At 58.3% G+C, this 19,689-nt stretch carries 16 protein-coding genes; 10 read left to right on the top strand and 6 right to left on the bottom strand.

Annotated features, from left to right (window positions below; genetic code table 11):
• Positions 1-93 precede the first annotated feature (93 nt).
• Both ACA056_RS03920 and kdgD read right to left on the bottom strand, forming a co-directional pair.
• Positions 94-1,539: an aldehyde dehydrogenase family protein gene (locus ACA056_RS03920; RefSeq protein WP_497270633.1), complete on the bottom strand. Its 1,446-nt coding sequence runs from the start codon at positions 1,537-1,539 to the stop codon at positions 94-96.
• A 60-nt stretch (positions 1,540-1,599) separates the two neighbouring features.
• Positions 1,600-2,511 (bottom strand): 5-dehydro-4-deoxyglucarate dehydratase, encoded by a 912-nt coding sequence (gene kdgD, locus ACA056_RS03915; protein WP_046045831.1) that lies wholly within the window; start codon positions 2,509-2,511, stop codon positions 1,600-1,602.
• 231 nt (positions 2,512-2,742) lie between these two features.
• Here kdgD and ACA056_RS03910 point away from each other — a divergent pair, with 231 nt between their 5' ends.
• The 3 genes from ACA056_RS03910 to ACA056_RS03900 all read left to right on the top strand — a co-directional run bounded on the left by ACA056_RS03910 (position 2,743) and on the right by ACA056_RS03900 (position 4,669).
• Complete coding sequence (locus ACA056_RS03910) at positions 2,743-4,071, top strand: phospholipase (RefSeq protein ID WP_497270631.1); 1,329 nt, start codon at positions 2,743-2,745, stop codon at positions 4,069-4,071.
• 14 nt (positions 4,072-4,085) lie between these two features.
• Positions 4,086-4,277: a hypothetical protein gene (locus ACA056_RS03905; protein WP_056742915.1), complete on the top strand. Its 192-nt coding sequence runs from the start codon at positions 4,086-4,088 to the stop codon at positions 4,275-4,277.
• Positions 4,278-4,444: 167 nt separating this feature from the next.
• Positions 4,445-4,669, top strand: coding sequence for a hypothetical protein (locus tag ACA056_RS03900; RefSeq protein WP_497270629.1), 225 nt, complete (start codon positions 4,445-4,447; stop codon positions 4,667-4,669).
• On the opposite strand, the gene ACA056_RS03895 is transcribed toward ACA056_RS03900, so the two are convergent.
• The 4 genes from ACA056_RS03895 to ACA056_RS03880 form a co-directional block, all read right to left on the bottom strand.
• Positions 4,666-5,415, bottom strand: coding sequence for a FadR/GntR family transcriptional regulator (locus tag ACA056_RS03895; RefSeq protein WP_046045828.1), 750 nt, complete (start codon positions 5,413-5,415; stop codon positions 4,666-4,668). The two genes, ACA056_RS03900 and ACA056_RS03895, sit on opposite strands and share 4 nt — an antisense overlap.
• A 195-nt stretch (positions 5,416-5,610) precedes the next feature.
• Positions 5,611-7,338, bottom strand: coding sequence for an ABC transporter ATP-binding protein/permease (locus tag ACA056_RS03890; protein WP_497270627.1), 1,728 nt, complete (start codon positions 7,336-7,338; stop codon positions 5,611-5,613).
• Between the two features lie 97 nt (positions 7,339-7,435).
• Complete coding sequence (locus tag ACA056_RS03885) at positions 7,436-8,002, bottom strand: response regulator transcription factor (RefSeq protein ID WP_008148925.1); 567 nt, start codon at positions 8,000-8,002, stop codon at positions 7,436-7,438.
• A complete protein-coding gene (locus ACA056_RS03880) occupies positions 7,995-9,257 on the bottom strand; it encodes an ATP-binding protein (protein WP_095129467.1) in 1,263 nt (420 codons plus the stop codon). The genes ACA056_RS03885 and ACA056_RS03880 overlap by 8 nt, the downstream gene beginning before the upstream one ends.
• A gap of 209 nt (positions 9,258-9,466) precedes the next feature.
• Here ACA056_RS03880 and ACA056_RS03875 point away from each other — a divergent pair, with 209 nt between their 5' ends.
• The 7 genes from ACA056_RS03875 (at position 9,467) to ACA056_RS03845 (ending at position 19,681) form a co-directional block, all read left to right on the top strand.
• Positions 9,467-10,183, top strand: a complete 717-nt coding sequence (locus ACA056_RS03875) for an SIMPL domain-containing protein (protein WP_497270624.1) — start codon at positions 9,467-9,469, stop codon at positions 10,181-10,183.
• A gap of 730 nt (positions 10,184-10,913) precedes the next feature.
• Entirely contained in the window at positions 10,914-12,539 is a 1,626-nt protein-coding gene (locus ACA056_RS03870; RefSeq protein WP_497270622.1) for an ABC transporter substrate-binding protein, read from the top strand.
• Positions 12,540-12,848: 309 nt separating this feature from the next.
• On the top strand, positions 12,849-14,450 hold the full coding sequence (locus tag ACA056_RS03865; RefSeq protein ID WP_497270620.1) for an ABC transporter substrate-binding protein: 1,602 nt from the start codon (positions 12,849-12,851) through the stop codon (positions 14,448-14,450).
• A 173-nt stretch (positions 14,451-14,623) separates the two neighbouring features.
• Positions 14,624-15,997: an OprD family porin gene (locus ACA056_RS03860; RefSeq protein WP_497270618.1), complete on the top strand. Its 1,374-nt coding sequence runs from the start codon at positions 14,624-14,626 to the stop codon at positions 15,995-15,997.
• 80 nt (positions 15,998-16,077) lie between these two features.
• Positions 16,078-17,673, top strand: coding sequence for an ABC transporter substrate-binding protein (locus tag ACA056_RS03855; protein ID WP_497270616.1), 1,596 nt, complete (start codon positions 16,078-16,080; stop codon positions 17,671-17,673).
• Positions 17,674-17,745: 72 nt separating this feature from the next.
• Complete coding sequence (locus tag ACA056_RS03850; RefSeq protein WP_007900379.1) at positions 17,746-18,756, top strand: ABC transporter permease subunit; 1,011 nt, start codon at positions 17,746-17,748, stop codon at positions 18,754-18,756.
• Positions 18,757-18,769: 13 nt separating this feature from the next.
• On the top strand, positions 18,770-19,681 hold the full coding sequence (locus ACA056_RS03845) for an ABC transporter permease subunit (protein ID WP_150658847.1): 912 nt from the start codon (positions 18,770-18,772) through the stop codon (positions 19,679-19,681).
• The last annotated feature ends 8 nt before the right edge of the window (positions 19,682-19,689 follow it).

Raw genomic sequence — 19,689 nt, 5'->3', positions numbered from 1 at the left:
CTTAAAAACAAAGATCGCAGCCTCGTTTCACTCGACAGCTCCTACAGTCCAGCAGGGGTTGCGGTATCGATGCCGATACCGCGGTGCAGCGGGTTACGATCCTATGTAGGACGTTTTCACGACCGTGTAGAACTCTTGCGCGTAGCGACCTTGCTCGCGGGACCCATAGGATGAACCTTTACGCCCACCAAACGGCACGTGGTAATCCACGCCGGCAGTTGGCAGGTTGACCATCACCATCCCGGCCTGGGAGTGGCGTTTGAAGTGGTTGGCGTACTTCAACGACGTGGTGGCGATGCCCGCCGACAGACCGAATTCGGTGTCGTTGGCCATGGCCAGCGCGGCCTCGTAATCCGCGACGCGAACCACGTTGGCCACCGGGCCGAAGATCTCTTCGCGGCTGATACGCATCGCAGCTTCGCTGTCGGCAAACAGGGTTGGCGCAAGGTAGTAGCCTTCGGTATCGCAGGTCACCAGACCGCCGCCGCTGACCAGACGTGCACCTTCGGACTGACCAATGTCGATGTACTTCATGTCCTGTTCAAGCTGCGCTTGCGAGACGACAGGGCCAATGTCGGTGCCGGTTTTCAACGCATGACCGACCTTGATCGACTTCATGCGCTCAGCCACGGCTTCGACGAACTTGTCGTGAATCCCGGCAGTGACGATGAAGCGGCTCGAGGCAGTGCAACGCTGGCCGGTGGAGTAGAACGCGCTCTGTACTGACAGCTCGACCGCTTGCTTGAGGTCGGCGTCGTCGAGAATGATCTGCGGGTTCTTGCCGCCCATTTCCAGCTGAACCTTGGCCTGACGCGACACACAGTTAACGGCGATCTGGCGACCGACGCCCACGGAACCGGTGAAGCTGATGCCGTCGACTTTCGGGCTCTGAACCAGCGCATCGCCAACCACTCGACCGCTGCCCATTACCAGGTTGAACACGCCGGCGGGGAAACCTGCGCGGGAGATGATTTCGGCCAGCGCCCAGGCGCAACCCGGCACCAGATCGGCCGGTTTCAGCACGACGCAGTTGCCATAGGCCAGGGCCGGGGCGATTTTCCACGCGGGGATCGCGATCGGGAAGTTCCATGGTGTGATCAGACCGACCACGCCCAGCGCTTCGCGAGTCACTTCAACGTTCACACCCGGACGCACGGACGGCAGGTAGTCGCCGGACAGGCGCAGGCATTCACCGGCGAAGAACTTGAAGATGTTACCGGCGCGGGTCACTTCGCCGATGGCTTCGGGCAGGGTCTTGCCCTCTTCCCGGGCCAGCAAGGTGCCGAGTTCTTCACGGCGAGCGAGGATTTCAGTGCCGACTTTATCCAGCGAATCGTGGCGAGCCTGGATGCCCGACGCGGACCAGGCCGGGAACGCGGCGCGAGCAGCGTCGATGGCGGCGTGAACCTGGGCCAGATCGGCCTTGGCGTATTCGCCGATGGTATCGGTCAACTCCGACGGGTTGATGTTGGTGGAGTAGTCGGCGCCGGCAACCCATTGGCCACCGATGTAGTTATCGAAACGCTTTGCATCTGCCACGAGATGTTCTCCTCACGCAAAAAGCCGCTGATCACTCAGCGGCCTTGTTTAATAGGGTTGTTACTGCGCACCTTGCTTGTCGATCAGCGCGGCGAGCATTTCGTACTCTTCGCCCGTCAGATCGGTCAGCGGCGCACGTACAGGACCTGCGTCATAGCCGACAATTTTTGCCCCGGCCTTGACGATGCTCACCGCGTAACCGGCTTTGCGGTTACGGATGTCCAGGTACGGCAGGAAGAAGTCGTCGATGATCTTGCCAACGGTGGCGTGATCTTCGCGGGCAATGGCGTGGTAGAAATCCATCGCGGTTTTCGGGATGAAGTTGAACACCGCCGAGGAGTAAACCGGTACGCCCAGGGCCTTGTAAGCAGCGGCGTAGACTTCGGCGGTCGGCAAACCACCCAGGTAGCTGAAGCGATCACCGAGGCGGCGACGGATCGACACCATCAACTCGATATCGCCCAGGCCATCCTTGTAGCCGATCAGGTTCGGGCAGCGCTCGGCCAGACGTTCCAGCAGCGGCGCGGTCAGGCGGCAGACGTTGCGGTTGTAAACCACCACGCCGATTTTCACCGATTTGCACACGGCTTCAACGTGGGCGGCAACGCCGTCCTGGCTGGCTTCGGTCAGGTAGTGCGGCAGCAGCAACAAGCCTTTGGCGCCCAGACGCTCGGCTTCCTGTGCGTATTCGATGGCTTGACGAGTCGAACCACCAACGCCGGCCAGAATTGGCACGCTGGTTTCGCAAGTGTCGACGGCAGTCTTGATGATTTCCGAATATTCGCTGGCCGCCAGAGAGAAGAACTCACCGGTGCCGCCCGCGGCGAACAATGCCGAGGCGCCGTATGGGGCCAGCCATTCGAGACGCTTGATGTAGCCCGCGCGATGGAAGTCGCCCTGAGCATTGAAATCGGTAACCGGGAAAGACAGCAGACCGGAAGAGAGGATGGACTTCAGTTCTTGTGGATTCATTATTCGAACACCCTGGTAGCAACGTATGTGAGAAAACCGTTCAGCCTGCGCCGAAGTTGTATGTCATCGTACAACTTAAATAATAGCCGTCAACTGCATTTCATCGCCAACCGCAGAATTTGGATCGGAAAGGTATTTTCTTGACGTAGGAAATTTCTCATCTATGATTCAGGCAGCTGTATATGCATACAGTTATTTTGATCGTACCGACGACATATCAAGGAGATAGAAATGTCAGGTCTACACGCACAACCGAAGGAAAAACCGAAACAGGTCATTGCCGAACTGGATGATCTTTTTACCGAGCATGGCATCCCCCTCATCGGGGATAACCTGCACGTGGTCTTGCAGATTGCTGATCATCACAGCTCTACGACTCCCCTTCCCACGCCTCTGCCCACTGCCTCCGGCAAGGCCCTGAAAGGCAGGCCACAGCTGAGGTTCGAGGGTGGCGAACACACCGCCATCGGCGACAGCACGCTGCTGCGTTTCGTCAAGGATGCGCCCGCTATCCCGGCCTCACAGGTAGAGCTGCATTTACCCAATGGGCTGGCACTGACCTACGGCCAGGTCGTTGCGCTGGGGGGTGATTTCTATGGAGTTCCCGATCAACCGATCAGCGAAGGCGCGACAGCCGCAGACCGAATCCAGCGTTTTACCAATGCCTTCAACTCGCTGGCCGTGCTGCCTGCTTCTAACGCTGAGGCCAAGTTGATTCTCGGCGTGATGCAAAAGGAAATCGCCGCGATCAAGCAGGCGATCAAGCAGGCGATCAAGGACGGTAAACAACCTCACGAGGCTTATGACGCCCTCGGTGATACGTTATCGGAAGAGTGGAACAGGATCACCGGCGGCGGCAGTGTCGTCTCGGCGCTGTTTCCATTCGGCCGCTACCTGAAACTGGCCGCCAACAATGCCGATCACTTCGCCGAATGGGCGCTGCTGGCCTATATCGCCGGGCACACCGCAGCAGTGCAACAAGCCGTGCTGGCCCACACCAGCGGCGATGAGAAGCAGCTGGAGCTGGCCTATGCGATGAACGCTTTTGCCGATCATTACCTGACTGACCTGTTTTCCGCCGGCCACCTGCGAGTGCCGCGCAAACAATTGGCAGCGGTGGTCACGCCCAGCGATCTGGGTTCGTTGATCACGCGCTTCATGCACGACGAAGACAGCAAGTTCGGCCTCAATGTGCGCAACGGCACCGGCGATCAATGGCGCGCGTATGGGGACAAACGTTACTTCGACGCCCTCTCCAGCGCCAATCTCGCGCAAGTGAATCAAGCGGTTCAGGTGTCTGCGGATGAAGTGTTCGCGGCTTATCTAAGTGGCATCGCCCCGTCACCCGGCCAATTCGGCGCCTTGAAAAAGATGCCTGATCTGCAAGCGGTACTGAACCTGGCGACCAACTTCTCGCCGCTGTTCAGGATCGAGGGCAACAAGGTGCTGCGGCGCAAGGACGTCAACAACCTGAACGACAATGCCACCGTCGATGACTGGTGGGGCTGGAGCACTTATTTGCTGCTCAAGGATTACAAACCCACTGGCAACATTGCCTGATAAGGAGATCGATGATGACTATCAAATTGAAACTGGAATTGGCTTCGGGGCAATCGCTGAAGGGCGCGCCGTTGGAGTTGTTGGCCAAAGGAGTGCCGATTGCTCGGGCGGTGGTTGATGAGCATGGGCATGTGGCATTCGATGCCAAGGCTGGGGCTTCTGAGTGGGCCGTGAGGGTGGATCGTTCTATTCTCAGGACTGGCTGATTCCCCGCACCTGATCGTTCTCACGCTCTGCGTGGGAACGTTCTACATCACAGCGGAAGGTGCAGACTGACACTGACCGTTCATCGAAACTGGTATTTCTTACAGTTTCGAACCCTCTGCCTCCGAGGCTTAATCGGGCAGTCAATCACTGCATAGGCGAATACTTCATGAGCACAATCCACCGGTTTAACTTTCCGGCCAAAACAAAAAATGCAGCTCTAGAGCTGCCATCAGATTTTGACCTGAATGTGAGCGTGGACAACATCGTCGAGTTTGAAACACTGCCCGGTCAGTACTGGAAAATCAAACTGAAGATATTCAAGGTGTTGCTGAACAACACCGTTGAGTATGTCGATTACAAAACGGTCGAGGTAGAAAATCCTTACCCCTAGCCGCGCTGCGCCTCCGCCTCTTCATGCGCATGGCGCAGCCGCTCCCGGCTATTCGTCAGATGCAACCGCATCGCCGCCCGCGCCGCATCCGAATCCTGGCGCGCAATCGCATCGTAAATCTCTTCGTGCTCACGGCTCAGACGATTCATGTAGTGCTGTTGGTCGTCATGGGCCAGGCGCGCGGAATTGAGGCGCGTACGCGGAATGATGCTGGTGCCCAGGTGGGTCATGATGTCGGTGAAATAGCGGTTGCCGGTCGCCAGGGCGATTTGCAGGTGGAACTGGAAGTCGGACGCCACGGCATCGCTGGCATGGGAAACACTTTCATTCAACGCGTCCAGCGCCGCGCGCATCAACGCCAGCTGCTCGGGGCTGCGGCGTTGCGCGGCGAGGCCGGCGGATTCCACTTCGAGGCTGATGCGCAGTTCCAGAATCGCCAGTACATCTCGCAGCGTGACCACGGTCGCCGGGTCGATACGGAAGCCACTCGGGCTCGGGGTATCGAGCACGAAGGTGCCGATGCCGTGGCGGGTTTCCACTTGCCCTGCCGCCTGCAAACGGGAAATCGCTTCGCGCACCACGGTGCGGCTGACGCCATGGGCATCCATGATCGCCGACTCGGTGGGCAACTTGTCGCCACGCTTGAGGTGACCGTCGCGGATCTGCTCAGACAGCACCGTCACCAGTTCCTGAGCGAGGCTGCGGCGCTTGCGAGGGAGGCGTGGTGCGTCGATCGGGTTTTCCATGGTGAACGTCTTTCTCGAAAGTTGCGGCTGAAACCGCATCATAGCTCAACGCGGTTGTACGATCACCGTCGGGGTGAACACCATTCCCCTTGTGGGAGCGAGCCTGCTCGCGAAAGCGGAGTGTCAGACACCCCAAGCCTGAATGTCAGACCGCTTTCGCGAGCAGGCTCGCTCCCACAGGAGGGGTTGTGGGGTTTATGCGGTCACGGTCTGATCCACCAGGTGCCCATTCTCGATACGAACATGCCGTGGATGAAAGCGCTTCAGGCTGCTGCGATGCCCGACGCTGACAATGCTCAATCCCGGTATCTCATCGATCAAGGCCTGATACAGCGACGCTTCGTCCTCCTCGTCCATCGCCGAGGTCGCTTCGTCCATGTACAGCCATTGCGGTGCATACAGCAGCGCACGGGCAAACGCCAGACGTTGCTGCTCACCCGGCGACAACAGGCGCTGCCAGTGATTGGCTTCATCAAGACGGGCAACGAGGTGCGGCAAACGGCAGGTTTCCAGTACATGAACGTAGCGCTCGTGCGGATACGTATCGCCAGACTGTGGATAACTCAGCGCTTCACGCAACGTGCCAATCGGCAGATAGGGTTTTTGCGGCAGGAACAAATAACGCGCCGCAGGCAGACGAATACTGCCGTGACCAGCCGGCCACAAATGCCCCATCGCCCGCAGCAAGGTGGACTTGCCGCTGCCGGAACGGCCGCTGAGCATGACGCGCTCGCCTTCCTCCACGGTCATGTCGGCGTTGCTCAGCAGGTGACGACCGTCAGCCAGATCGAGGCCAAGGTTATGCACCTTCAACGCCGAGCCCTGGTTTTGCACATCGATGGCCGGCGCACGCTCTTCGTTGTCGGTCATAGCCTGACGGAAACTCAGCAGACGATCACAAGTAGCGCGCCATTCGGCGAGGTCCTGGTACGCAGTGATGAACCAGCTGAAGTTATCCTGGACGTTAGCGAACGCCGAGTTGATTTGCATCAGCTCACCCAGTTCGATCTTGCCGGTGAAGTAACGCGGCGCGGCGACCATGAACGGAAAGATGACTGCAATCTGCTCATAACCGGAAGTAAAGAAGGTCAGGCGCTTGGACACTTTCATGATGTCCCAATAGTTGTGCCAAACCATCCCGAAGCGGCTGCTCAAGCGGCGGTTCTCATTCGGCTCGCCGTTGTACAACGCAATGCTTTCGGCATTTTCGCGAACCCGCACCATGGAGAAACGCAGGTCGGCTTCGAAGCGTTGCTGGTTGTTGTTAAGGCCGATCAGGCGGCGGCCAATCAAATGCGTCAGCCAACTGGCGACGGCGGCGTAAACCAGCGCACACCAGAACATGTAACCGGGAATCGTGAAACCGAACACTTCGATACTGCCCGAAACGCCCCACAGAATGATCGAGAACGATACGAGGCTGACGATGTTGCGAATCAACCCGAGCCCCAGGCCCAACGTGTTGGTGGTGAATTTATTGAGGTCTTCGGAAATCCGCTGGTCCGGGTTATCGGTGTAACCGCCCTGCTCCAGCTGGTAGTAATTCTTGTTGTCGAGCCAACGGGTGAAGTGCTTCTCGGTGAGCCAGGCGCGCCAGCGAATCGTCAGCATCTGCGTCAGGTAGAGCCGATACACCGCGCCAAGAATCGCAACCGCCGCGATGCCGCAGAAATACAGGATCAGCTGCCAGAAAGCCGCTTCGTCCTTTTTCTGCAAGGCGTTGTAGAAGTCCTTGTACCAGCTGTTGACCCATACCGAAATCGCCACGCTGAACAGCGACAGCGCAATCACGGCGATCAGCAACGTCCAGGCTTTGCCCTTCTCTTCACTGCGCCAGTAAGGCGTGGTCATCGCCCAGACTTTGCGAAAAAACTGCCCGCGCACAGTATCGTTGACCGCGGAATATTCAGCGTTCTGATTCATGGATAAGGCTCGATAAAGAAAAGAACACACACGAACCGATCATAGAGGATCGGTTCGGTTTGTCGCGAGGAGCGGCCCGCATTCGTTCAGCGCAGGTTCAGCGACGAACGGGACGCTTCTGCAGTTTGCGCTGCAGCGTGCGGCGGTGCATGCCCAGGGCGCGGGCAGTGGCGGAGATGTTGCCTTCGTGTTCGGTCAGCACGCGCTGGATGTGTTCCCACTGCAGGCGATCCACCGACATCGGGTTTTCCGGCACCAGCGTGTCGAGGTCGGCATGCTCGGAGAGCAGCGCGGCCAGCACGTCATCGGCATCCGCCGGTTTGCACAGGTAATTGCAGGCGCCGCGCTTGATCGCCTCGACGGCGGTGGCAATGCTCGAGTAACCGGTGAGGATCACCACGCGCATTTCCGGGTCCAGCTCAAGGAGCTTGGGCAACAGCACCAGGCCGGAATCACCGTCCATTTTCAGGTCCAGTGCGGCGTAGTCTGGCAGGTCGGCCTGAGCGATGGTCAGGCCTTCTTCGGCGGAACCGGCGGTGCTGACGCGAAAACCGCGACGGGCCATGGCACGGGCCATCACCCGGGTAAAAGTTGCGTCGTCGTCTACCAGCAGCAAATGCGGCAGTTCTTCGCCTTCGCCTTCGACTTGGATCTCGTCACTCATGTTCGTCTCCTCGGGCGACACGGGGCAGGCGCAGCTCGGTGAGCGTGCCGCCTTCCTCATGACTGTAGAGTTTCACTGAGCCGCCGGCGCGTGTCACGCTGGCCTTGCTCAAAAACAGGCCCAGGCCGAAACCTTTGCCCTTGGTGGTAAAAAACGGCTTGCCGATCTGCTCGGCGATGGCCAGCGGCACACCGGCGCCGTGGTCGCGGATGCTGATGGTCAAGTCCTCGGCATTCCAGTCCAGCGTCACTTGCAACCCTTCGGGGCAAGCGTCGGCGGCATTGTTGAGCAAATTCAGCAGCGCCTGGGTCAGGTCTGGTGGCGGCGCCATGCGCGGCACGGTGCCTTGGCCCAGTCGCTGGAAGCGATAACTGGCTTCCGGGCGCATCAGGTGCCAGCGATTCAGGGCTTCGTCGAGCCAGTCGGTGACATCCTGCATTTCCACCGCCAAACGGCGATTGGCCTCGGCGGCGCGCACCAGTTGCTGCAAGGTTTCCTTGCAGAGTTTGACCTGATCCTGCAGCACGCTCAGGTCGTCCTGCAACATCGGGTCGTGATGGTCCTGACGCATTTCCTTGAGCAACACGCTCATGGTCGCCAGCGGCGTGCCCAGTTCATGGGCAGCACCGGCGGCCTGGGTAGCGACGGCCAGCAGTTGCTGATCACGCAGGCCCTCTTCGCGACGGATGGCGCGCAGTTCTTCCTGACGGCGCAGCTCTTCGGCCATGCGCGCGGCGAAGAAGGTGATAACCGCCGCGGCCAGGGCGAAACTCAGCCACATCCCGTAAACCTGCAGGTTTTCCCGAGCGATCGGGAAGGTTTGCAGCGGGTAGAAGCGCGCCAGCAGCAGGGTGTACATCGTCAACGCGATACCGGACAGAATCACCGAATAACGCCACGGCAACGTCACGGCGGCGATGGTCAGCGGCACTAGGTAATAAGAGACGAAGGGGTTGGTCGAGCCGCCGGAGAAATACAGCAAGGCACTGTGGATAAACAGGTCGCAGGCCAGTTGCACGGCGTATTCGAGTTCGGTAACCGGCCATGAGGTGCGCAAGCGAATAGCCGTGAACGCGCACAGCAGCATCGAGCAACCGAGGGTCGCGGCCAGTTGAAACCAAGGCAGCGGCAGTAAGTCGAGCCAGTAGGCCAGGCCCACGGAACCGGCCTGAGCGGCCAACACCAATGTACGGATGAACGTCAGCCGCCAGAGATTCTGGCGAGTAGCGGAAGTGATTTGAACGGGGGCGAGCATGAGCTCTCCTGATGAGCGCTCCAGGCGGATCGCACGGAGTATAACCAAGCACGGAGGCTGGCAGGCAAAAGTGCGGCAAACGGCCACAGGGTCGGACCGGATCATCTGAATAGAAGTTGTAACTGTGCGAACCGGATCATAAAAGCTAGAGTCTGATGGTTTCACGCAGGCTCGGACCTTAACCCCTGCGCACCGTCCAAGGAGTTTTCATGCACAGTTTCAGCCGCAGCGCCGCCCTTCTTGCCCTTAGCGTTGGCACCGTCGCCAGCCTCCCGGCCCTGGCCGCCGACGAACTTCATTACAACCAGATCGCCCTGCGCGCCGAAGTCAGTCAGGAAGTGGCCCGCGACCTGATGATCGTGACCCTCTACACCGAAGAACAAAACACCGACCCGGCCAAACTCGCCGCCGACGTCAGCACCACCATGAACAAAGCGCTGGCCCAGGCCAAACAGGTCAAGGAAGTCACCCTGCGCCAGGGCAGCCGCAACAGTTACCCGATCTACGACACCAAGGGCCAGAAAATCACCGGCTGGCGCGAACGCGCCGAACTGCGCCTGGAAAGCCCGGACTTCGCCGCGCTGTCGAAACTGACCGGCGAACTGCTCACCGACCTGAAAATGGGCGGCATGGACTTCGCCATTGCGACGCCAACCCGCAAGGCCAGTGAAGATGCGCTGCTTAAAGACGCTGTCTCCGCATTTAAAGCCCGTGCGCAATTGGCTACCGATGCGTTGGGCGGCAAGGGGTACAAAATCGTTAACCTGAACTTGAACAGCAACGGTTATCCACAACCGTACATGCGTGGGCCGATGATGATGAAAGCGGCGAGCATGGACGGTGCGCCGGTTACGCCGGAAGTTGAGGCGGGCACCAGCCAGGTGAGCATGACGGCGGATGGGTCGATTGAAGTGTTGATGCCTTGATTCGATAACCCGTACACAAAACGGCGATCACCGAAGTGATCGCCGTTTTTTATTGCCTGCGCAAAGCCAAATCGGACCCGTTAGAGGTGTGGAGAGTGAACCGACGCCATCGTCGGAACGCCGCCCGGACCAAGCCCGCTCACACAGTTGAATCGTCTCGTACGCCGAATTCGTGAACAACATTGCACCCTGTGGGAGACACTCAACACCTGGAAAAAAGCCAAAAGCGCTACCGCAAGCAGCAAAGGTTGCACCCCCGGTACCACCAACACGCCCACGCAGCCCCTCACCAAATCCCAAATCCAAAGCATTACCCCCAGATGTCCACTGACAAACAGTAACGGAACAATCTGTCCCCGCAGACACAACAACCCTTTAAACAACAAACACCTAGCCATCAAATTAGAACTCAATCTCATTCACGCCCGCCCTCCCCATTCACACCCCTCAATGATGGGTATAAATAAGTAACACCGCGCTCCAATCGGGTGCGCAAGACGTCCAGATCGCCCCGCGCAGGTGCGCCATATGCACTGAAAAAAACCTGCGCAAACGGTCAAATGCGCCTGAGTTTATACAAATGCGACATTAAGGTACGTTCGTGCCACTGTTTAAGGCCCGTAGCCGCTCTGGATCTTGCATTGGGTATGGCCCCTGCATAAGTATCCGCAGGCACGACTCACGAGGTCGTCCTCTAATTCCAAAAATGACAACAAATCATGAGGCCACCATGCTTAAACACGCGGTCATTCCGTTTTTAGTCGGCGCAGGCTTGTTAGCTAGCGCACCTTTCGCCCAAGCGGCGACTAACCTGGTGTTTTGCTCCGAAGGGAGCCCGGCCGGTTTTGATCCTGGTCAGTACACCACCGGAACCGACTTCGACGCCTCTGCAGAAACCATGTTCAACCGTCTGACTCAGTTCGAGCGCGGCGGCACCGCCGTTATTCCTGGTTTGGCGACCAAATGGGACATCTCCGATGATGGCCTGACTTACACCTTCCACCTGCGTGAAGGCGTCAAGTTCCACACCACCCCGTACTTCAAGCCGACTCGTGAGTTCAACGCCGACGACGTGCTGTTCACCTTCAATCGCATGATTGACAAGAACGACCCGTTCCGCAAAGCGTACCCAACCGAATTCCCGTACTTCACCGACATGGGGATGGACACCAACATCACCAAGATCGATAAAGTCGACGACAAAACTGTCAAGTTCACCCTGAAAGAAGTCGACGCCGCGTTCATCCAGAACATGGCCATGAGCTTCGCCTCGATCCAGTCTGCCGAGTACGCTGCCCAGCTGCTGAAAGAAGGCAAAGCCGCCGACATCAACCAGAAGCCGGTCGGCACTGGTCCGTTCGTGTTCAAGAGCTACCAGAAAGACTCCAACATCCGCTACACCGGGAACAAGGACTACTGGAAGCCTGACGACGTCAAGATCGACAACCTGATCTTCGCCATCACCACCGACCCGTCGGTACGTATCCAGAAGCTGAAGAAGAACGAGTGCCAGATCACTCTGTTCCCACGTCCGGCCGACCTGAAGGCGCTGCAAGAAGACAAGACTTTGAAGGTGCCTAACCAGGCTGGTTTCAACCTGGGTTACATCGCCTACAACGTGATGGACAAGATCAAGGGCAGCGATCAGCCAAACCCGATGGCTCAACTGAAAGTGCGTCAGGCACTGGACATGGCCGTCAACAAACAGCAGATCATCGACTCCGTTTACCAAGGTGCTGGTCAACTGGCCGTCAACGCCATGCCGCCAACCCAGTGGTCTTACGACACCACCATCAAGGATGCGCCGTACAACCCTGAGAAAGCCAAAGAGCTGCTCAAGGAAGCCGGCGTCAAGGAAGGCACCGAGATCAACCTGTGGGCGATGCCGGTGCAGCGTCCGTACAACCCGAACGCCAAACTGATGGCTGAAATGCTGCAGTCCGACTGGGCCAAGGTCGGTATCAAGGCCAAGATCGTGACCTACGAGTGGGGCGAGTACATCAAGCGCTCCAAAGGCGGCGAAAACGGCGCGATGCTGATTGGCTGGAGCGGCGACAACGGTGACCCGGACAACTGGCTGAACGTGCTGTTCGGCTGCGACTCGCTGCAAGGCAACAACTTCTCCAAGTGGTGCGACAAGAAGTTTGACGGCATCGTGAAAGAAGCCAAGCGTACGACCGATCAGTCCAAGCGCACCGAACTGTACAAACAGGCGCAACACGTCCTCAAAGATGCCGTTCCAATGACACCTATCGCTCACTCGACGGTGTTCCAACCCATGCGCGACAACGTGCAGGACTTCAAGATCAGCCCGTTTGGCTTGAACTCCTTCTACGGCGTCAGCGTCAGCAAATAAGGTTTTGCAACGGCGACGTTTTTGACGTCGCCGTTGCTTTATCTGCCGAGAAAGTAGGAAACCACCTACATCCAATTCCGCTGAGTATTACAGCAGCGGCGTCGGACGCGTTGCCATTTCCTACGAGTCTTTAGGACTCTACGCATTTACTGCCAGACCCACGGCCCATACCGTCGGGATCTGACCAGTTCGTGCGTGGGCTTTCGGTTATTGCTGCCTGTCATGGTTTGAGATCAGTGATGCCTCCACGTCCCCGGACGAGGCGGCGGGTCATTGAAAAACACTTAGAGAACGAGAAAAGGGAGCGTCATGCGCCATACCTTGGTTTTATCCGCATTGCTGGGCACTGGCCTATTGGCCGCCACTTCCATCAGCCAGGCCGCCAATAACAGCCTGGTGTTCTGCTCCGAAGGCAGCCCGGCTGGCTTCGACACTGCGCAGTACACGACCGCGACCGATAACGACGCCGCCGAGCCGTTGTACAACCGACTGGCAGAGTTCGAAAAAGGCGCCACCAACGTCGTACCTGGCCTGGCCACTCGCTGGGATATTTCCGAAGACGGCCTCAAGTACACTTTTCACCTGCGCGAAGGGGTGAAATTTCACACCACCAAATACTTCACGCCGACCCGTGATTTCAACGCCGATGACGTGCTGTTCACGTTCAATCGCATGCTCGATCCGCAGCAACCTTTCCGTAAGGCTTATCCGACCGAGTTCCCGTATTTCAACGGGATGAGCCTCAACAAGAACATCGCCAAGGTCGAGAAGACCGGGCCTTTGACCGTGGTGATGACGCTCAACAGCGTGGACGCCGCGTTCATCCAGAACATCGCCATGAGCTTCGCCGCCATCCTGTCCGCCGAATACGCCGACAAACTGCTGGCCGAGGGCAAGCCGAGCGACATCAACCAGAAGCCGATCGGCACCGGGCCGTTCGTGTTCAAGAGCTATCAGAAAGATTCCAACATCCGTTACAGCGGCAACAAGCAGTACTGGGACCCGAGCCGGGTCAAGCTTGAGAACCTGATTTTCGCCATCAACACCGACGCCTCGGTGCGGGTGCAGAAGCTCAAGGCCAACGAGTGCCAGATCACCCTGCACCCGCGCCCTGCCGACGTGACCGCGCTGAAGAACGACCCGACGCTCAAGCTCATCGAGAAGCCCGGCTTCAACCTCGGTTACATTGCCTATAACGTGCGCCACAAGCCTTTCGACCAGCTCGAAGTGCGCCAGGCGCTGGACATGGCGGTGAACAAGCAAGGGATTCTCAACGCCGTCTATCAAGGTGCCGGTCAACTGGCGGTCAACGCCATGCCACCGACCCAATGGTCCTACGACGAGACCATCAAAGACGCCGCCTACAACCCGGAAAAAGCCAAGGAACTGCTCAAGGCTGCCGGCGTGAAGGAAGGCACTGAAATTACTTTGTGGGCGATGCCCGTTCAGCGCCCTTACAACCCCAACGCCAAATTGATGGCCGAAATGCTTCAGGCGGACTGGGCAAAAATCGGCCTCAAAGTGAAGATCGTCAGCTATGAATGGGGCGAGTACATCAAGCGCACCAAGAACGGCGAACACGACGTCAGCCTGATCGGCTGGACCGGTGACAACGGGGACCCGGACAACTGGCTCGGCACGCTTTACAGCTGCGACGCCATTGGTGGCAATAACTACTCCATGTGGTGTGATCCGGCTTACGACAAGCTGATCAAGCAGGCCAAGGTCGTCACCGACCGCGACCAGCGCACCGTGCTCTACAAACAGGCGCAACAGTACCTCAAGCAGCAGGTGCCGATTACGCCAGTCGCCCACTCGACGGTTAACCAGCCGTTGAGCGCCAAAATCGAAGGATTCAAGGTGAGTCCTTTCGGTCGTAACGTGTTCTCGGGCGTCAGCATAGAAAAATAACCGATTAGCCAGAAACGCTGGGGGCGGATTCCGCCCTCACGCAAGCGTATTGCCGTAATTCGTCAATCCGGCCTACAGCAAACGTTTGCGATGCCTTGTATGAGTTCTAAACCAAATAGCCGGATCACCAAAAAAGACCGGCATTAAAAAAAAGAAAGAAAGGAGCTTCACCCATGAAACTGAGCAGCACCGCTTTATTGGCTTTGGCCATTAGCAGCATCACCGCGGGGGCCCATGCCGAGAGCGTCAGCCAAGACTTCGTTCCGACCCAGCTGGCAAGCACCAGCGCCCAATCGGACGCCAAAGGCTTCATCGATGGTCAGAGCCTGTCGGGTACTACCCGTAACTGGTATGCCAACGAACAACTGAAGCGTGGCAACTTCCGCTACCAGAAGCACGGCGAATTCCAAAACACCTCGCGCCGTATCAACTGGGTCCAGGGCACCATCCTCAACTACACCTCGGGCTTTACCCAAGGGACTGTAGGTTTCAGCACTGAAGTCGCGGCCTACAACGCGCTGGTTCTGGACCGCAGCCGCAAAGACATCGCCAACGGTGGCAACCGTACCCTGGCCGAAAACAACGGCGACGCCGTAGACCAGTGGAGCAAACTGGGCCTGGCCAACGTCAAGGCCCGTATCTCCAACACCACCCTGACAGCCGGCCGCCAGAATTTCAGCACGCCGATTGTCGACGTGATCGGCAACCGTCCGCTGCCTTCGAGCTTCGAAGGTGTGAGTTTGCACAGCGAAGAATTCGACAATCTGTCGTTCGACCTCGGCACTTTCGACCGCGTATCGCCACGTACCGAGCAGAGCCTGTCGAAATTCCGTTCCGAGTACACCGACAACACCGCTGAAACTGATCACGTCCACACTGCCGGCCTGAACTACCAGCCGCTGAAAAGCCTGAAAACCAGCCTTTATGCTGCCAACGTCGAAGACTTCTGGAACCAGTACTACTTCGGCGCAACTCATGAACTGGGCGACAGCTCGGTGCTGAGCCTGACCACCGGCCTGAACTACTACAAAACCGTCGATGAAGGCAAAAAGAAGATGGGGGAGATCGACAACGACACCTACTCCCTGTCGCTGGGCCTGACTCATCAGGCTCACAGCCTCACCTTCTCGTACCAGGAAGTTAACGGTAACGAGTACTTCGACTACCTGCACGAAACCAACGGCATTTACCTGGCCAACTCCCTGTTGTCCGACTTCAACGGCCCGAACGAGAAGTCCTTCCAGGTTGCCTACGGCATCAACATGGCCGAGTACGGCGTACCTGGCCTGAAGTTCAACGTCTACCGCGCTCGCGGCTGGGGCATTGACGGTACTCACTACACCGGCACCGCCTATGACGTGAAAGGCCTGGACGACGAGAACCACTATGAAACGGGTGTTGGAACTTCCTACGCCGTTCAAAGTGGCCCACTGAAAGCGACCGCAATTCGCGCGACCTACACCCAGCACCGTTCCAGCCGAAATCAACTCGACGGCAAGATCAACGAGTTCCGTCTCGTGACCACCATCCCGTTCAACATTCTGTAATGCACCTGCCGAACGGCTGATTCAGTGACGAATCAGCCGTTCGGCTTTTGTCCTTCTAACCGATTGCAGAGGGTTCTTTAATGAAAATGCTTCCCCTACGTGCGGCCATCGCGGCCGCGTTGCTGAGTGCCGCTGTTGGCGCCTCGGCCAAACCCTTGGTGGTTTGCTCCGAAGCCAGTCCGGAAGGTTTCGATATCGTTCAGTACACAACTGCAGTCACGGCCGATGCAGTGGCCGAAACAGTGTTCAATCGCCTGGTGGATTTCAAGCCCGGTACCACTGAAGTGGTTCCTGCACTGGCGCAGTCCTGGGAAATCAGCGAGGACGGCCTGAGCTACACCTTTCACCTGCGTAAAGGCATCAAGTTTCACACCACCGATTACTTCAAGCCGACCCGCGACTTGAACGCCGACGATGTGCTTTGGAGCTTCCAGCGTCAGCTGGACCCGAAACACCCGTGGCACAACAAGTCGAGCGTGGGCTTCCCGTACTTTGAAAGCATGGGCTTCAAGGACCTGCTCAAAAGCGTCGAAAAAACCGACGACAACACCATCGTGTTCACCCTCACGCGTCGTGAAGCACCGTTCCTGGCCGACATCGCCATGCCGTTTTCGGCGATCTACTCCGCCGAATATGCCGATCAACTGCTCAAGGCCGACAAAACGGCCGACCTCAACAGCAAGCCGATCGGCACGGGCCCGTTTATTTTCACCCGCTATAACAAAGACGCGCAGGTACGCTTCAAGGCCAACCCTGAGTACTTCCGCGGCAAGCCGCCGGCCGACACACTGATATTCGCGATCACCACCGACAACAACGTGCGCCTGCAAAAGCTCAAGGCCAACGAGTGCCAGATCGCGCTGTACCCTAAACCCGATGACGTCCCGAGCATCAAGGCCGACCCGAACCTGAAGGTCGATGAGCTGGCCGCGATGACCACCAGCTACACCGCGATGAATACCACTCGCAAATACATGAGCGACGTACGCGTGCGTCAAGCGATCAACATCGCTTTCGACAAGCAGACCTACGTCAACAGCCTGTATGGCAAAGGCAACGCGGTGATCGGCACCGGGCCTTATCCACCGACCCTGCTAGGCTTTAACGACAACCTGAAAAATCCGCCGCGTGACCTCGCCAAGGCCCGCGAACTGCTCAAGGAAGCCGGGGTACCGGAAGGCACTGTGATCACCCTGTTCACTCGCAACGGCGGCGGCCCGACCAACCCTAATCCGCTGCTCGGTGCGCAAATGATGCAATCGGACCTGGCACAGATCGGGCTCAAGCTCGACATCCGCGTCATGGAATGGGGCGAAATGCTCAAACGCGCCAAGAATGGCGAACACGACATGGTGTCGGCAGGCTGGGCCGGCGACAACGGCGACCCGGATAACTTCCTGACGCCAAACCTGAGTTGCGACGCAGCACAAAACGGCGAAAACTACGCCCGCTGGTGCAACAAGGAGTTTCAAGCATTGATCGACAAGGCCCGCGGCGGCACTGAACCGGCTGCACGGGCGGCAATTTATGAACAAGCGCTGGACGTTTTCGACAAAGACCAGCCGTGGATTCCAATGGCTTATCCGAAAATGTTCACCGCCATGCGTAAAAACGTCGAGGGTTTCCACCAGAGCCCTTTGACGACTAACAACTTCGCCACCACTCAGGTGAAGTAGATAAGAAACTACCGGCATTCCTGACCCAGGAATGCCGGGCACGCCTAACCGGCTGATGAGGTACCACACAAGATGTTTAGTTTTATTGCCCGCCGATTGGGGTTATTGATCCCCACATTCTTCGGCATCACCTTGCTGACTTTCGCGTTGATTCGCATGATTCCTGGCGACCCCGTGGAAGTGATGATGGGCGAACGTCGGGTCGACCCCGAAATGCACGCTCAGGCAATGGAACGCCTTGGCCTGAACAAACCGCTGTATGCCCAGTACCTGGACTACATCGGCAAGTTGGCCCACGGCGACCTTGGCGAATCCCTGCGTACCCGTGAAAGTGTCTGGACCGAGTTCAGCTCTCTATTCCCCGCGACCCTGGAACTGTCCATGGCCGCCCTGTTGTTCGCTGGCATCCTGGGCCTGCTGGCCGGGGTGATCGCGGCACTCAAGCGAGGATCCCTGTTCGACCACGGGGTGATGGGCATCTCCCTGGCGGGATACTCGATGCCGATCTTCTGGTGGGGCCTGATCCTGATCATGTTCTTCTCGGTGTCCCTGGGCTGGACCCCGGTGTCCGGGCGGATCGACCTGCTCTATGACATCGAGCCGCGCACCGGCTTCATGCTTATCGACACGCTGCTGGCCGATGACGTCGGTGCGTTCTTCGATGCGCTGCATCACCTGATTCTGCCGGCCATTGTGCTCGGCACCATTCCGCTGGCGGTGATCGCGCGGATGACCCGCTCTTCGATGCTCGAAGTGCTGCGTGAAGACTACATCCGTACCGCCCGCGCCAAAGGCCTGTCGCCGTCGCGCGTGGTGTTCGTTCACGGTCTGCGTAACGCGCTGATTCCGGTATTGACCGTGGTCGGCCTGCAAGTCGGCACATTGCTGGCCGGTGCGGTCCTGACCGAAACCATCTTCTCCTGGCCCGGCATCGGCAAATGGCTGATCGAAGCCATTGGCGCACGGGACTATCCCGTGGTGCAAAACGGCATCCTGTTAATCGCCTGCCTGGTGATTCTGGTCAACTTCGTGGTGGACATCCTCTACGGCTTTGCCAACCCACGCATTCGTCACCAGCGCTGAGATCATTATGACCATGACCACTTCAATTCCAGCGGTAGCAGTCGATCAAAGCCTGCTGTATCCGTCCCCGTACAAAGAATTCTGGCAAGCGTTCTCCAAGAACAAAGGCGCCGTCGCCGGCCTGATGTTCATGCTGCTGGTGATTTTCTGCGCCCTGTTCGCCCCTTGGGTCGCGCCGCATAACCCGAGCGAGCAGTACCGCGACTTCCTGCTGACCCCGCCGTCCTGGCTGGAAGGTGGGCAAATCCAGTTCCTGCTCGGCACCGATGAACTGGGTCGCGACCTGCTGTCGCGGCTGATCCACGGTTCGCGCCTGTCCCTGCTGATCGGCTTGTCGTCGGTGGTGATGTCGCTGATTCCGGGCATCCTTTTGGGTCTGTTCGCCGGGTTCTTCCCGCGCTTGCTCGGCCCGACCATCATGCGTCTGATGGACATCATGCTGGCCCTGCCGTCCCTGCTGCTGGCAGTGGCGATTGTCGCCATCCTCGGCCCTGGCCTGATCAACACCATTATTGCCATCGCCGTGGTTTCGTTGCCGTCCTATGTTCGTCTGACCCGCGCCGCGGTGATGGGCGAATTGAACCGCGACTACGTGACCGCCGCGCGCCTGGCCGGTGCCGGTCTGCCACGCCTGATGTTCGTCACCGTGCTGCCTAACTGCATGGCGCCACTGATCGTTCAGGCCACCTTGAGTTTCTCTTCGGCGATTCTCGATGCCGCAGCACTGGGCTTCCTCGGCCTTGGCGTACAACCGCCAACCCCTGAGTGGGGCACCATGCTGGCTTCGGCTCGCGACTACATCGAACGCGCCTGGTGGGTGGTAAGTCTGCCTGGTTTGACCATTTTGCTCAGCGTGCTGGCAATCAACTTGATGGGCGACGGCCTGCGCGATGCGCTGGACCCGAAACTCAAGAACGCCGCCTGAGGAGATTC

The organism is Pseudomonas sp. LBUM1666, assembly GCF_059695775.1.
This window is presented reverse-complemented; position numbering and strand designations above follow the sequence as displayed.